At 76.5% G+C, this 14,541-nt stretch carries 14 protein-coding genes; 11 read left to right on the forward strand and 3 right to left on the reverse strand.

All coding sequences use genetic code 11. The features are described from left to right. The first annotated feature begins 259 nt into the window (after positions 1 to 259). From H7K62_RS10150 to H7K62_RS10185, 8 genes are all read left to right on the forward strand, one after another. Entirely contained in the window at positions 260 to 523 is a 264-nt protein-coding gene (locus H7K62_RS10150) for a phosphoribosyl-ATP diphosphatase (protein ID WP_186717804.1), read from the forward strand. An 8-nt stretch (positions 524 to 531) separates the two neighbouring features. Then, positions 532 to 1,431 carry an ATP phosphoribosyltransferase gene (hisG, locus tag H7K62_RS10155; RefSeq protein ID WP_186717805.1) on the forward strand — a complete coding sequence of 300 codons (900 nt, stop codon included), beginning with the start codon at positions 532 to 534 and terminating at the stop codon, positions 1,429 to 1,431. Continuing rightward, the gene (locus H7K62_RS23790) at positions 1,428 to 1,907 is read left to right on the forward strand and encodes a PH domain-containing protein (RefSeq protein ID WP_222437349.1); all 480 of its coding nucleotides are present in this window, start codon (positions 1,428 to 1,430) and stop codon (positions 1,905 to 1,907) included. Before hisG ends, H7K62_RS23790 begins: the two co-directional genes overlap by 4 nt. 142 nt (positions 1,908 to 2,049) lie before the next feature. Further along, entirely contained in the window at positions 2,050 to 4,008 is a 1,959-nt protein-coding gene (locus H7K62_RS10165) for a S53 family peptidase (protein WP_222437350.1), read from the forward strand. A gap of 112 nt (positions 4,009 to 4,120) precedes the next feature. Next, positions 4,121 to 4,630 carry a hypothetical protein gene (locus H7K62_RS10170; RefSeq protein WP_186717806.1) on the forward strand — a complete coding sequence of 170 codons (510 nt, stop codon included), beginning with the start codon at positions 4,121 to 4,123 and terminating at the stop codon, positions 4,628 to 4,630. A gap of 27 nt (positions 4,631 to 4,657) precedes the next feature. After that, positions 4,658 to 5,305, forward strand: coding sequence for a LolA-like protein (locus tag H7K62_RS10175; protein WP_186717807.1), 648 nt, complete (start codon positions 4,658 to 4,660; stop codon positions 5,303 to 5,305). A gap of 7 nt (positions 5,306 to 5,312) precedes the next feature. Next, positions 5,313 to 6,275 carry an ABC transporter ATP-binding protein gene (locus tag H7K62_RS10180; RefSeq protein ID WP_186717808.1) on the forward strand — a complete coding sequence of 321 codons (963 nt, stop codon included), beginning with the start codon at positions 5,313 to 5,315 and terminating at the stop codon, positions 6,273 to 6,275. Between the two features lie 11 nt (positions 6,276 to 6,286). Beyond that, positions 6,287 to 7,108: an ABC transporter permease gene (locus tag H7K62_RS10185; RefSeq protein WP_186718005.1), complete on the forward strand. Its 822-nt coding sequence runs from the start codon at positions 6,287 to 6,289 to the stop codon at positions 7,106 to 7,108. A 16-nt stretch (positions 7,109 to 7,124) separates the two neighbouring features. On the opposite strand, the gene H7K62_RS10190 is transcribed toward H7K62_RS10185, so the two are convergent. Beyond that, positions 7,125 to 7,976: an esterase/lipase family protein gene (locus H7K62_RS10190; protein WP_186717809.1), complete on the reverse strand. Its 852-nt coding sequence runs from the start codon at positions 7,974 to 7,976 to the stop codon at positions 7,125 to 7,127. A 90-nt stretch (positions 7,977 to 8,066) separates the two neighbouring features. On the opposite strand from H7K62_RS10190, the gene H7K62_RS10195 reads away from it, so the two are divergent. The 3 genes from H7K62_RS10195 (at position 8,067) to H7K62_RS10205 (ending at position 12,038) form a co-directional block, all read left to right on the forward strand. After that, a complete protein-coding gene (locus H7K62_RS10195) occupies positions 8,067 to 9,536 on the forward strand; it encodes a mechanosensitive ion channel family protein (RefSeq protein ID WP_186717810.1) in 1,470 nt (489 codons plus the stop codon). A 144-nt stretch (positions 9,537 to 9,680) separates the two neighbouring features. Beyond that, on the forward strand, positions 9,681 to 10,814 hold the full coding sequence (locus H7K62_RS10200; protein ID WP_186717811.1) for a hypothetical protein: 1,134 nt from the start codon (positions 9,681 to 9,683) through the stop codon (positions 10,812 to 10,814). 102 nt (positions 10,815 to 10,916) lie between these two features. Beyond that, a complete protein-coding gene (locus H7K62_RS10205) occupies positions 10,917 to 12,038 on the forward strand; it encodes a hypothetical protein (RefSeq protein WP_186717812.1) in 1,122 nt (373 codons plus the stop codon). Positions 12,039 to 12,138: 100 nt separating this feature from the next. Here the strand turns inward: H7K62_RS10205 and H7K62_RS10210 are convergent, their stop codons facing one another. Then, on the reverse strand, positions 12,139 to 13,380 hold the full coding sequence (locus tag H7K62_RS10210; RefSeq protein ID WP_222437352.1) for a Fic family protein: 1,242 nt from the start codon (positions 13,378 to 13,380) through the stop codon (positions 12,139 to 12,141). 65 nt (positions 13,381 to 13,445) lie between these two features. Beyond that, the gene (locus H7K62_RS10215) at positions 13,446 to 14,525 is read right to left on the reverse strand and encodes an FUSC family protein (RefSeq protein WP_186717813.1); all 1,080 of its coding nucleotides are present in this window, start codon (positions 14,523 to 14,525) and stop codon (positions 13,446 to 13,448) included. Positions 14,526 to 14,541 lie beyond the last annotated feature (16 nt).

The raw sequence follows: 14,541 nt of genomic DNA on the forward strand, positions 1-14,541 counted from the left end.
GGCTTCCTGGCCCTCACCCGGGCACCAGCCCACCCAGTGGGCACGAGGCCACCCGAACGTCGCACCCGGTCTGCGTCCCGGGGCGGACTCGCCTCGCGCGGGGTCCCCTCGAGCGTCGTCGACGGCGACCACGGGCGTTCGGACGAGCCCCTCCCCGCCCTCGTCGTCACCCCTTCGCGGTCGTCGTCGCCGTCTGGCCCACCCGTCCGGACCGCCCGGGCGCACGGCGCCCGGGCGAGCGCCCCTAGGCTGGACGCTCGTGAAGTCGTTCGAGCAGCTCTTCGCCGAGCTGTCCGCCAAGGCCGCCGAGCGCCCCGCCGGCTCCCGGACCGTCGCCGAGCTCGACGCCGGCGTCCACGCCATCGGCAAGAAGCTGGTGGAGGAGGCCGCGGAGTCGTGGATGGCCGCCGAGCACGAGGGGCCCGAGCGGGCCGCCGAGGAGATCTCCCAGCTGCTGTACCACGCGCAGGTGCTCATGATCGCCAGCGGCCTGTCCCTCGACGACGTCTACACCCACCTGTGAGCAGCCCGATGACCAGCACGTCCGCCTCCGCTGACACCTCCCAGCCGCTGCGCATCGCCGTCCCCAACAAGGGGTCGCTGTCCGAGCCGGCGGCGCAGCTGCTGCGCGAGGCCGGGTACGCCACCCGCCGCGAGGGCCGCGAGCTGGTGCTCGCCGACCCCGAGAACGGCGCGGAGTTCTTCTTCCTGCGCCCGCGCGACATCGCCGTGTACGTCGGCTCGGGCACCCTCGACGTCGGCATCACCGGCCGAGACCTGCTGCTGGACTCCCGCGCGGAGGCCGACGAGGTCATGCAGCTGGGGTTCGGCGCGTCCACGTTCCGCTTCGCGGGGCCGGCCGCGCAGGTCAGCTGCGGGCTGGACGTGGCCGGTCTGGACGGGCAGCGCGTGGCGACCAGCTACGCGGGGCTCGTGGCCGACCACCTCGCCGCCGCCGGCGTCAGCGCCGAGGTGGTCCGGCTGGACGGCGCGGTGGAGACCGCGGTGCAGCTGGGCGTGGCCGACGCCATCGCCGACGTCGTCGAGACCGGCTCCACGCTGCGCTCGGCCGGCCTGGCCGTGTTCGGCGAGCCGATCCTGCGCTCGGAGGCCGTGGTCATCACCCGCCGCGGCGCGGACGGGCCCGTGCGCCCCGCCGGGCTGGACGTGCTGCTGCGGCGCATCCAGGGCGTGCTCGTGGCCCGCCAGTACGTCATGGTCGACTACGACGTCCCGCGCGAGCACCTCGACGACGCCTGCGCGCTGACCCCCGGCCTGGAGTCCCCGACCGTGGCGCCCCTGGCTGACCCGGCCTGGGCGGCGGTGCGCGCCATGGTGCCCCGCGCCACCACCAACAAGGTCATGGACGAGCTCTACGACCTCGGCGCGCGCGCCATCCTCGTCACCACCATCCACGCCTGTCGCCTGTGACGCCGCCGCCGCCGTCGTCGTCGGGGTCGTCGTCCTCGTCACCCCGCGACGACGACGCCGCGCGCCTGCACGCGCCGTTCCGGCCGCTGCGCGGGCCGCGGGTGGCCCGGGTGCTCGGGGTGGCAGCGGTGGTGCTCTTCTCGGTGCTGGCCGCCACCGTGGTCGGGCAGACCGCGTGGGACCGGGTCGGCTTCGTGGTGGTGGGCCTGGCCGTCATGGCGTTCGCCGAGATGCAGGCGCGCGTGGTGGCCGTGCCTGACGAGCACGGCCTGTTCGTTCGCAACCTCGTGCACCGCCGGCGCCTGGAGTGGGCCGAGGTGGTGGGCGTCTCCTTCGGCGGCGGCCGCCCGTGGGTGCAGCTGGACCTCTCCGACGGCGACACCCTGGCGGTCATGGGCGTCCAGCGCGCCGACGGCGAGCGCGGGGTGGCCGAGGCCGACCGCCTGGCCACCCTCGTGGCCCTGCACACCCGCTGACACCGGCTGACCGCGCGGGCGCGGCGTCCCCCGGAGGGGACTGCGCGGAGGGACCGCTTGGTGGCCTAGGGTGACGATCTCTCGTGGCGGGTGCGGACGGTCCGGCTGCCTCCCGCTGCGCCGGACCGTCCGAAGGAGTGCTGTGGCACCGTCGGTTCTGCCCACGCGGCTGCCCTCGAGGAGGTGGGCGGCCCGCGCGGCGGCCGCTGCCGCCCTCGCCCTCGCCACCGGCGCCCTGGCCGGCCTCCCCGCGGGCGCCGCCCCGGCCCCCGACCGGACGCCCTTCCCCGCGGCGAGGCCGTCGTGGGCCACGCCGGCCGCCGACGCCGGCGCGCCGCCGTCCACGGAGACGGTGGAGGGCTACGTCGCCCTGCCGCTGCGCGACCCCGCCGGCGCGAAGGCCCTGGCGACGGCGGTGTCCACGCCCACCTCCGGCCGCTACGGGCAGTACGTCTCCGCGCGGCAGTGGATCTCCACCTACGCTCCGACGGCGAAGGCCCTCGACGTCGTCACCAAGACCCTGCGCGCCGGTGGCCTCACCATCACCGGTGTCCCGGCCAGCCGCACCTACGTGGTCTTCCGCGGCACGCCGGAGCAGGTCGGGGCGGTGTTCGCGACCTCGCTGCGCCAGTACCAGGTGGGCGGGGGCACCGTGACCGCACCGGCCACCACGCCGTCGCTGCCCGCGGACGCGGGCGCGCTCGTCAGCGCGGTGAGCCTGTCCAGCGGCGCCCTGGCCGCCCGCCCGGGCGCCCTGGCACCGGGGCGGGAGCGGCCGTCCGTGGCCGCCCGGACCGCGGCTCCGCCGACCGCGCAGCGGGTGCCCTGCTCCGACTCGTGGGGCCAGCGCACCTCCACCACGCCCCCGGCCTACGGGCGGACGTCCTTCCCCACCAACACCTGCGGCTACACCGCCCGGCAGCTGCGGGCGGTGACCGGCACCGCTGCCGGCGACGGCGCCGGGCAGACCGTGGCGATCGTCGACGCGTACGCCTCACCGACGATCGTCGCCGACTCCGACCGCCTCTCCGCGGCCCAGGGCGAGCCCGGCGTCAGCGGCCTGTACTCCCAGGTCGGCGTCGACAGGAAGACGTTCACCGACCAGGAGGCCTGCGGCGGGGAGGAGGGCTGGCAGGGCGAGCAGTCGCTCGACGTGCAGGCCGTCCACGCCGTCGCCCCGAAGGCCCGCATCCTGTACTCCGCCGGCAGCAACTGCGGCGCCGGTCTCTACCTCGCGGTCTCCCGGGTGCTCGACACCCAGGCCGCCAGCCTGGTCTCCAACAGCTGGGGGGTGCAGGAGCAGTACCTCCTGCCGGCGGACCTGGCCATCTACGACGCCCTCGGCTGGCAGGCCGCAGCCCAGGGGATCGGCCTGTACACCTCCAGCGGCGACGACGGCGACGAGACCGTCAACGGGCTGCCGAAGCAGGTGGACTTCCCCTCCGGCAACCCGTTCTGGACGTCGGTGGGCGGCACGTCGGTGGGGGTGGACGCCTCGGGGCGGATCGTCGTCGAGACCGGCTGGGGAGACGCCCGCTCGGTGATCGCCGGCTCGACGTTCACCCCGGCGCCCCCCGGCGACTTCTACGCCGGAGCCGGCGGCGGTACCGGCACCATCTACCCCGAGCCCGACTGGCAGCGCGGCGTCGTCCCCGACGCGATCGCGAACGGCCACCGCGCCGTGCCCGACATCGCCAACATCGCCGACCCGTACACGGGGTTCCTGGTGGGCTACAGCCCGATCCTGGCCGACGGGTCCACCGCCACCGGCGCGTACGAGGCCGATGCCACCGGGGGGACCTCGCTGGCCTCGCCCGTGGTCGCGGCACAGGTCGCCGTGGTGCAGGGGCGCATCGGCCAGCGCCTGGGCTTCGCCAGCCCCGCCCTGTACCTGCTGGCCCGGATCGCGCCGTCGGCGTTCAGGGACGTGCAGGCCCCCGCCGGCACCCTCGCGCTGGCGGCGTACTCGCCGGGCAGGCAGGCGAACGTGCTGGTCACCCTCGACCGCGACTCCTCCCTGCGGACCACGCGCGGGTGGGACGCCGTGACGGGCGTGGGCGTGCTGCCGCTCGACTCCTGGCGGCGCGTCGCGCAGCGCTGACCCCGGACCGGACGACGGCGAGGGCGGGCGGGGGCGGGCGGGGGCCCAGCGGGCCGCCGCGTGGGGGCGCCGTGGAGGGGTGGCTCCCAGCCACGGCACGTACCGTGACGAGGTGCCCGCCGTCCCGCACCGACGGGCCGCCGGCCTGCGGTGGCTCGCGGTGGTGCTGGGCACGGCGCTGCTGGTCACCGCCGCCCTCGTCGGACGGCCCGCGTGGAGCGCCGCCGGCAGCGGCGAGCAGGAGGCCGTCACCGAGGTGCTAGCCCGCGCCGCCTCCTCGGCGTCGGTCTCCTTCAGCGGCACCGCCACGAGCAGCGGCGCCCTCGGCCTGCCGGACCTGCCGCGCCTGGGCGACGTCGCCGCCCTGGTGGGGGAGAGCACCCGCACCCGCACGTGGTGGGCCGGCGAGCAGACCTGGCGCACCGACGTGCTCACCGCCACCGGTGAGCGCGGCGAGTACGCCACCGGCGGGCAGCTGACCGGCTGGGACTACGAGCGGGACGCCCTCACCGTCGGCGCCCCGCTGTCCGGGGCCCGGCTGCCGCGCGCCTCCGACCTGCTGCCACCGGCCCTGGCCCGCTCGCTGCTGGCCGGTGCCACGGCGGAGGCGACCGCGCAGTAGCAGCGCACCACCGGTCTGGGCGAGCGCGTGGTCGCCGGGCGCCTGGCCGACGGCGTCCGGCTGCGCCCGGCCACCTCCGAGGCGGCCCTGTCGACCGTCGACCACGCCGACCTGTGGGTCGACAGGGCCAGCGGCCTGCCGCTCGCCGTCGACCTCGTGGACGTGGTCGGGGGGCCCGTCGTGTCCGCCGCCTTCGACGCCGTCACCCTGGGCGCGCCCGACCCAGCGGCCCTCGCCGTCCCGGACCCGCCCGGCGCCACCGTGCGCAGCGCTGAGGTCGACGTGGCCGCCGGCGCCGCCACCGCCGCCCCGTGGGAGCTGCCCGGCCAGCTGGCCGGCCTGCCCGCCCTGCAGGACCCGGGCACCGCCGGTGCGGTCGCCTACGGCACCGGCCTGCTGCGCCTGGCGGTGGTGTCGCTGCCCGCGGACCAGGGCCGGCAGGCGCTCTTCGCCGCCGAGGCCGCCGGCGCGCAGCCCCTCGACCAGGCCCGCACCGGCAGCGGGCGCACGGCGCTGGTGCGCGCCGGGGCGCTGAGCGCCGCGGTCGTCGTCGTCCCCGGCGGCGCCGGGCAGCGGCAGGGCCGGGCCTACCTCGTCTCCGGCGCCGTGCAGCCCGAGCTGCTGACCCGCGCCGCCGCCCAGTTGGTCACCGACCCCCCGGAGCGCCGCCCATGAGCGACCGATGAGCGAGCTGGCCGTCCACACCGAGGGCCTCACCAAGCGGTTCGGCCGCGTCACCGCGGTGGACGACGTCGACCTGCACGTCGCCGAGGGAGACCGCTACGGCTTCCTCGGGCCCAACGGCTCGGGCAAGACCACCACCGTGCGCATGCTGCTCGGGCTGGTCCTGCCCACGGCCGGTCGGGTCCGGGTGCTCGGCGGGCGGGTGCCGCAGGACGCCGCCCGCGTGCTGCCGCAGGTCGGCGCCATGGTCGAGGGGCCGGCGGCCATCGGGCACCTGTCGGGGCGGGCCAACCTGCGCCTGCTGGACGCGGCCGTGCCCACCCCCGGCGGCCGGCGCACCCGGCGCCGCCGCGTGGAGGAGGCCCTGGAGGCCCTGGGGCTGGCGCAGGTGGGGCGACGGCCGGTCCGCGCGTACTCCCTCGGCATGCGCCAGCGGCTCGGCATCGCGTCCGCGCTGGTGCGCCGCCCGCGCCTGCTCGTCCTCGACGAGCCGACCAACGGCCTGGACCCGCAGGGCATCGCCCTGGTCACCGACCTGCTGCTGGACCTGTCGGCGCAGGGCACCACGCTGCTCGTCTCCAGCCACCTGCTCTCCGAGGTCGAGCACCTCTGCACGCGCGTGGGCGTCATGGACCGGGGCCACCTGGTGGTGCAGGACCACGTGGACGCCCTCCGAGCCCCCACCGGCAGGCTGCTCGTGACGCTCGCCGGTGGTGCTGAGGACGACGACGATGGGCGCTGCGGCCCAGTGGCGGCTGCGCTGCTCGGGCGGCGGCTGCTCGAACCGCCCGCCGGCCGGCGGCTCGTGGTCGCTGACGCCGGAGACGTGGTCGGTGACCTGGTCCGCGGCGGTCTCGCGGTGCGCGAGGCCGTGGTGGAGCGGCGCACGCTCACCGACGTCGTCCTGTCCCGCACCACCGCCGTCGGCGAGGGCCTGGCGAGCGCGGGGGTGCGCGCGTGAAGCTGCTGGCGCTGACGGGTGTGGAGCTGCGCAAGCTGGCGCTGCGGCCCCGGACGTGGGTGTCTGTGGGGCTGCTGTGCGCGCTGCCCGTCGTCGTCGCGGCCTTCCTCGCCACCAGCGAGCTGGCGCCGCGGCCGGGGCAGGGCCCGGCGTTCCTCTCGGCCGTGCTCGGCAACGGCCAGCTCTACCCCGCGGCCGCGCTGGGCATCGTCGTCCCGATCTTCCTGCCGGTGGCGGTGTGCGTGGTCGCGGGAGACGCCGTGGCGGGGGAGGCGCAGGCGGGCACGCTGCGCTACCTGCTCGTGCGGCCCGTGGGACGGACCCGGCTGCTCGTGGCCAAGCTGTTCGCGGTGCTGGCCTTCACGTTCGGCTCGGTCATCGCCGTCGCGCTGGTGTCGTTCGTGGCGGGCACGCAGCTGCTGGGCACCCGGCCCGACGCCCTCGGGACCACCACCGCCTCGCTGTCGGGGACGTCGCTCTCGCCGCAGGAGCTGCTGGTCCGCACGCTGCTGGTGATGGCCTACGTGTCGGTGTCGATGCTCGGGGTGGCGGCCCTGGCGCTGCTGCTGTCCACGCTGGTCGACTCTCCGCTGGTCGCCGCGCTCGGGGGGCTCGCGCTGCTCGTGGCGAGCACCGTGCTGGTGGGGCTGGACGCCGCGTCCGCCGTCCACGACCTGCTGCCCACCCGGTACTGGCTGGCGTGGGTGGACCTCTTCCGCGACCCGGTCCTGTGGACGGACGTGCGCCGCGGCGTGCTCGTGCAGCTCGGGTGGGCGGGCGTGCTGCTCGCGGCGGCGTGGGCGTCCTTCACCACCCGCGACGTCACCAGCTGACGTCCGCGACGTGGCGCTACCCCGCGAGGAGGGCGCGGCCGCGCTGCGTGAGGGCGTCGCACTGCGAGGCCGGGGGCGCCGAGGCCAGCACGGGCCCGTCCAGGGCGGCGTCCACCACTCCCACCGGCAGAGGGTCCGTGACCAGGCCCCCGTGGTCGACCTGCGCGCTCGAGCAGACCTGCTGCAGCTCCACGTCCACCGCGCCCCGCAGCGACGAGGCGTCCGCGGGCGGCACCACCACCTGGTCGGTGCTCGACCACGCGCTGGTCCACCGCACCCCGTTCCCGGGGGTCTCCGGCAGCGTGCGCAGCAGGCTGCCGCCCGGCTCCAGCTGCTGGCAGGCGGTGGGGCAGTCCTGCGGGGCGTTCACCGCGGCGAACCGCGCCAGGTCCGTGCCCTGGTGGGGCGAGCCCAGCGTCACCACCCGGCGCACCGGCTCACCGGCCCCGTCCCCGGCCAGCCACAGCCGTGCCACCACCCCGCCCGCCGAGTAGCCGACCACGTCCACCGAGGGCGCCCCGGCCTCCAGCGCGGCGCGGGCCGCGGTCTGCAGCGCCACTGCCTGTTCCGCGAGGTCGCCGGTGCCGTCCCCGGCCGCAGGCACCACCACCACCTGGCGGCCCGCGCGCTGCAGCGCCCCGGCCAGCACCTGCAGGCCGCCCGTGCCACCGCCGTACCCGGGCACCAGCAGCACCGTCCCGGGGGCGTACTGGTCCGCCGGCGCGCCAGCCGTGCCGGACCCGCCCGCGTCGTCGTCGCCGAGCCCGCCGGGCGACCCCGGACCGCGCAGCAGCACCGCCCCGGCCGCCACGACGAGGACGACGACGAGCGCCATCAGAGCGATCGCCAGCCGGCGCCGAGGTGCCACCCAGCGAGCGTGCACGACCCCGGGATCTTCTGCGACAGTGGAAGCACCGCCAGCTCCACCACGCCGCTCACCCGGAGGCCTCTCCCCGCCATGCGCGACGCCCTCAACGCGTTCGTCGACCTCTTCACCGGCGACGCCGCCGCTGCGACCACGCCCCTGACCGGGCTGCAGGCGCTGCAGCTCGTCGCGGTCGCGGTGGGCGCGGCGCTCGGCGCGCTGCTGCTGGGGATGGTGGTGCACGCCGTCGTCCTGCGCATCGGGCGGAGGTCCGTGGTCGCGCGCACCCTCGCGGCGCGGCTCAAGGGACCGTTCCGCTGGATCCTCGTGACGCTGGCCGCGCAGCAGGTGTTCGTCGCCTCCAGCGGCACCGACGGCTGGCTCGCAGCGGTGCGCACCGTGCTGCTGCTGGCCGTCATCGCCTGCGTCGGCTGGCTGGTGGCCAAGGTCGTGCTGGTGGTCGAGGACCTGCTGCTCGAGAAGTTCCGGGTGGACGTGGCCGACAACCGCCACGCGCGCCGCATCCGCACCCAGATCATCTTCCTGCGGCGCATCGCGCTGCTGGTCATCGCGCTGCTCACCGTCGGGGCGATGCTGTGGACCTTCCCCGAGGCCCGTGTGGTCGGCACCGGCATCTTCGCCTCCGCGGGCCTGCTGTCCGTGGTCGCCGGCCTGGCCGCCCAGAGCTCGCTGAGCAACGTCTTCGCCGGGCTGCAGCTGGCCTTCACCGACGCGCTGCGCGTGGACGACGTCGTCGTGGTCGAGGGCCTGTGGGGCCGCATCGAGGAGATCACCCTCACCTACGTGGTGGTGCACGTCTGGGACGACCGCCGCTACGTGCTGCCGTCCACCTACTTCACCTCCACCCCCTTCGAGCACTGGACCCGCAAGGACTCCCAGCTGCTCGGCGTGGTGATGCTCGAGGTCGACTGGCGCACCGACCTCGACGGCATGCGCGAGGAGCTGCACCGCGTGGTCGAGGCCGACGAGCTGTGGGACCGCCGCGTGGCCGTGCTGCAGGTCACCGACGCCGTCAACACCTTCGTGCAGGTGCGCATCCTCGTCTCCGCGGCTGACGGGCCGACGATCTTCGACCTGCGCTGCCACGTGCGCGAGGCGATGGTCCGCTGGCTGGTGGCGTCCAACCCCGACGGCCTGCCGCGCCTGCGGGTCGCGGGCGCCGGCGTCGAGGAGGCCGCCCAGGCGGCGCTGGCCGCCGGCACCGAGGAGCGCGTGCCCGCCAAGGGCCAGCACGACCCGACGGCGCCCCGCCGCGTGGCGGGCGTCCCGACGCCGGCCACCACGGTGCTGCCGCCCGTGGCCGCGCCCGACCGCCGCGACGACTCCCTGTTCACGGGGTCGATGGCGGCCGTCGAGCGGTCGAGGGCCTTCGCCGGGCCCAGCGAGTCCGAGCAGGCGGACAGGGTCGAGCGGATGCTCCGCGAGGAGCGCGAGCGGCTCGAGGCCGAGGAGCGCGAGGCCGTCAAGCGCCGGTTCCGCGAGGATCCCGACCCGGCGCTCACCACCTCGGTGCTCCCCACCGTCCCCGAGAAGCGCCGCTGACCCCCACCCCTCCCGTCCGTGATCATGGACCTACCGTGCACTTTCCCCCGTGATCATGGACCTCCCGCGCACTTTCCCCGTGAGGACAACGACGACGGCGCGCCGCCGCCCTGCAACGCCCGCGCCTGCGGCAGCGTCTGACCGGTGATCGTCGCCGCGGGCGACGACCGGCGGAGGGTGGGGGTCCGGGTGCGGCGTTCCAGGGCGGGGACGGTCGGGCTGGCGGCGAGCGCGGCGCTGGCGGCGGTGCTGCTCACCGGCTGCGGCGGCACGCCGCTGGCACCGGGGACGGACGCGAGCGACACGCCGTCGTCGTCTGCAGCGGCGTACACCGATCCCGGCCAGCACTGGCCCGACCCGGCCCGCACCGTCGTCATCACGCCGCGGGGGCAGCGTCCCTCCACGCCGCCCCCGGACGGGGCCGAGCTGGAGGACCTCACCACCTTCGCAGAGCAGGAGGGGATGACGGTCGAGGCGGTGGTCCGGCAGCAGGAGGACGTCACCGCCTTCCACGACTGGGTCGCTGCGACCGTCAAGCCGATCCTCGGCGACCGCTTCTCCGAGGCCCGTCCCGAGATGGAGGGCCAGCCGGCGTGGATCGGCTTCACCGGCGACGTGCCGCCCGAGCTCGTCGCGGCGGCGGAGGCCTTCTACCTGCCGGTGGAGCTCCGCGGCGGCGCACTGCTCACCGAGGCCGAGGCCGACCGGGTGCGCAGCGCCGGGACCGACGCGTTCGGCGCCCTGACGCCCGAGGGCGTCGGCTGGGGCGGCGGCCTGGACGTTCCCACCGCGACCTTCACCTACGGCGGCTTCGCCGCCGAGGCGTGGCAGCCCGGCGACGACGTGCGCGCGGCCGTCGTCGCCGCAGCCACGAAGGCGCTGGGACGCGACGCGCCGTTCCGCGTGGTCCTCGAACCCGACGACCGCGACCCGACGACCACCGAGCCGGCCACGTGGTTCCTGCCCGCCGGGTACGTCCCGGACCCGGGCGCCACGAGCGTCCAGGTGCTCGTCGAGGCGCAGGGCTGCACGAGCGGGAAGGGCGCGGCGGACCGGATGGCGCCACCGCAGGTGGAGGTCACCTCGACGCAGGTGCGGATCGCCGTGGCCACCTACATCGTCAAGGGCCCGCAGACCTGCCCCGGCCACCCGATGGCGCCGCTGACCGTCGAGCTGGGCCAGCCGCTCGGTGACCGGACGCTGGTGGACGTCAACGGCGCTGTCGACGACACCTACGCGCCGCCCGGCGGCGGCGTGGTCGTCCCGTCTGCCGGATGAGGACGACGACGGCGCGCCGGCGCCCTGCAACGGTCGGGGCGGTGCGAGCGTCTGGCTGGTGATCGTCGCTGTCGGCGGCGCAGGCTCGGTGGGGGAGGCGACGTGCAGCGCTGCAGGACGGCGGCGGTCGGGCTGGCGGTCGTGGGCGCTGCGGCGCTGGCAGCGGCGCTCGCCGGGTGCGGGGGCGCGGCGCAGCCGGGACCAGCCGGCGGGGGAGCGTCGCCGTCGTCGTCCTCCTCACCCAGCCCGCGCGCGACGTTCACCTGGCCCGACCCCGCGCTGACGGTGGTCACGACGCCGCGCGGCGAGCGCCCGCCGCTGGACCTCACGTGGGCCACCCCCGGCTCGCTGCAGGACCAGATCGCGCAGGAGCGGGGCGTCTCGCTGGAGGAGGGCGCGCGCATCGTCCAGGACCAGGAGCTCATGGGGGTCTACACCTACGACGTCGCCGAGCGGTTCCGCGACGCGTTCGCCACGTCGCACGCGGGGGAGGAGTCGTCGCAGGGGCGCCCCTGGGTCGCCTTCACCGGGACGGTCCCTCCGGAGGCCGTCACGATGGCCGAGCGGCTGCCCTTCCCCGTCGAGCTGCGCGGCGGGGCGCTCGTGTCCAGCCACCGCAACGGCCTCGTCACCGACGCGGCCTGGAACGCCTTCCTCGCCGACCTGCAGGCGCCCGAGCACGGCGTGGTGCTCGGCGGGAGCTTCGACGCGACCACCGGGGTGGTGACCATCGAGTACTCCACCGACCTGCTGTCGCGCCGCCCCGACGCGCGCACGGAGGAGGCCGTCGTCGCCGCGGCGCAGGGGGCGCTCGGGTGGGCGGCGCCGCTGTCGGTCGACCTCCAGGCCGACGACCGCGACCCGACGACGACGAACCCCGCCACCTGGTTCCTGCCCGAGGGCTTCACGTCGGACCCGGCGGCCACCAGCGTCGAGGTGCTGGTCGACGAGCCGAGCTGCACCGGCGGGCAGGGGGCGGCGGGCAACACGGCGCCGCCGGTGGTCGAGGTGACCAGCACCGAGGTCCGCATCGCGGTGTCGACGTACATCCGCAAGGGGGCGCAGGGCTGCCCTGGCCACCCGCTGGCGCCGCTGGTGGTGGAGCTGGGGCAGCCGCTGGGTGAGCGGACGCTGGTGGACGTCAACGGCCGCGTCGACGACGGCCCCAGCGGCAGCGACGGCTCGCAGGTGTGGAGCGGCGTGCAGGTGCCCGTCGCCGGCTGACCCGGTACTGCGGCGTCCCGCCGGACGTGCAGGAGTCCGCCGGGAGGGGCCTGGAGCCTGGATCGGCGAGTTCTGCCTGCTGGGCGGGACGCACCGCCGCTCAGCGGGCCGAGCGCCGCCCGGCCCGCGCCGCGAACGCGTCCAGCGCGGCCAGCACCTCGTCGGCCTGCCACAGCCGGCCGCGGTCGCGGCCCGTCGTCTCCCGCACCACGCCCGCCTCCACCAGCGGGGCCAGCGGGCGGGCGGCGTTGGCGGGGGAGAGCCCCAGCTCGCGCGCGATGGTGGCGCTGTCGACCACCGGCTGGCGCAGCAGCAGGTCCGCCAGGCGCCACGCGGCGGAGTCGCGGCGGGCCACCACCACCTCGTCCCACCGCGCCCGCGCCGCGCGCAGCTCCACTGCCAGCTGCCGCCCGTTGACCACCGCCGCCAGCGCCCCGTGCGCGAGCACCTCGACGATCGGGTCGACGTCGCCGCTGCGGTAGGCGGTCAGCGCGTCGAAGTACCCGCCCACGTCGGTGAGCAGGCCCGCCGACACCGGCACCGTGACCCGCCGCGCCAGCCCCCGCCGCCGCAGCAGCGCGTGCACCAGCGCCCGTCCGGTGCGGCCGTTGCCGTCCGCGAAGGGGTGGACGGTCTCGAACTGCGCGTGCGCCAGCGCCGCGTGCACGAGCACCTGCACGTCGCTGCGGGCGCTGAACGCCACCAGGTCGTCGATGAGCGCCGGCACGTCCTCGTGGTGCGGCGGGACGAACTCCGCGCCGTGCGGCCCGTAGGTGTCACCGCCGATCCACACCTGCTCGGTGCGCCACACCCCGGCGATCGACGGCGCGCTCGCCTCCAGCAGCGCCCGCTGCATGGCCAGCAGGGCGTCCGGCGTGAGGTCGTCGGCCAGCGACAGCGCCGCCTGCATGGACCGGACGTTCCCCAGCACCAGCTCGGCGTTGCGCGTCGCGCTCCCGCCCAGCTCGGCCACCGCGATGGCCCGCGCCCCCGAGGTCAGCCCCTCGATCTGCGACGACGACGCCGACTCGCTGCGCAGCAGCAGGAACGGCAGTGGACCCGACCCGCCGTCGTCGGCTCCTGCGGCTGCTCCGGCCTGCTCCGCGTCGAAGCGCGCCACCTCCGCGGCAGCCTCCTCCGCCAGCGCCGCCGCCCCCGCGGACACCCTCGGCGCAGCACGGGCGATGAAGGGCACCACCGCCGCCGCGTACGGCCCGCGGTGGCGCTCGCGGACCGAGCGCGGCACGAGGTCGGGCGGCAGGGTGGGCGTCCACGGCACCTCGCGGCTGCCCAGCGAGGGCCAGGCGGCGGCGTCCGCGGTCACCGCTCGATCTGAAGGCACGGTGGGACGTTACCTTCACTTCCACCGCTAAGTGATGGTTGCGGAGCGGCGTGTCATCACATCGCTCAGCCGAAGTTCTCCCCGGCCCGCGCCGGCACCCTCGCCAGCGCCGCCTCGCCGTCGAGGCCCGCCACCTGCAGCAGGTCCACCGTGGCCGAGCGCACCTGGGCCAGCACCACGTCGGCGGACAGCGACGAGCGCGGCACCACCACCGAGGCCAGCCCCACGGCGGCCAGCGCGTCGACCGCGTCGTCCAGCGCTCGCCCGGCGCCCAGGTCCTCGGACAGGCGCAGGGCCGCCGCCGCCAGCTCGTCCACCAGGACGAGCAGCTCGGCGGGCACCACCTCCATCCGCTCGGTGGCCACCGCCAGGCGCCGGGAGAGCACGCGCACGTTGCGCACGGCCCGGTCCAGCGGCACCGCCAGGGCCTGCACGGTCTGCGCGCGCACGGCGTGGTGGCGCCGGAACGGCGTGAGCCGCGCCACGTCGAGCCCCTCCGCGGCGGCCGCGCGCAGCCTGTCGAGCCGCTCCTGGGTGCCGCGGGCGTGGGCCAGGGCGTCCCGTCCGCGCTCCACGTCGCCGTCGCGCGCCGCGGACGACGCCTCCAGCAGCAGGTCCGCCACGGTGGCGAGCACCTCCTGCGCCAGCACCACCGGCCGCCTCAGCTGGCGGCGCGGCACGAGGGTGGCCAGGAGCAGCGCCACCACCCCGCCCGTGGCGGCGTCGGTCCAGCGCCCGACGATCGCGCCCGTGGTGGTCTGCTGGTAGAGCGTGACGAAGACGCCCTGGATGGCGATCTGGTTGATCATCAGCGTTCCGGCCCGCAGGAGGATCGCCACCGACATCCCCAGCCCGACCACCAGCGCGATCTGCCAGAAGCCGGTGCCGAACGCGCGCACGAGCAGGTCCCCGATGAGCACCCCGATGGCCACGCCGACCACCACCTCGCCCACCCGCCGCAGCCGCTGCCCGTAGGAGACGCCCAGCCCCAGCACCGCGGCGATCGGCGCGAAGATCGGCTGGGAGTGGCCCAGCACGTGCCGCGCCAGCAGGTACGCGATCCCCGCGCCCACCGCGCACAGCACCACGTGCGGCGCGTACGAGCGCAGCCGGTCCAGGCGCGACAGCAGCTCCACCCGGCTCACAGGCCCCATCCTGCCC

The organism is Quadrisphaera sp. RL12-1S (assembly GCF_014270065.1).
Classification (GTDB): domain Bacteria; phylum Actinomycetota; class Actinomycetes; order Actinomycetales; family Quadrisphaeraceae; genus Quadrisphaera.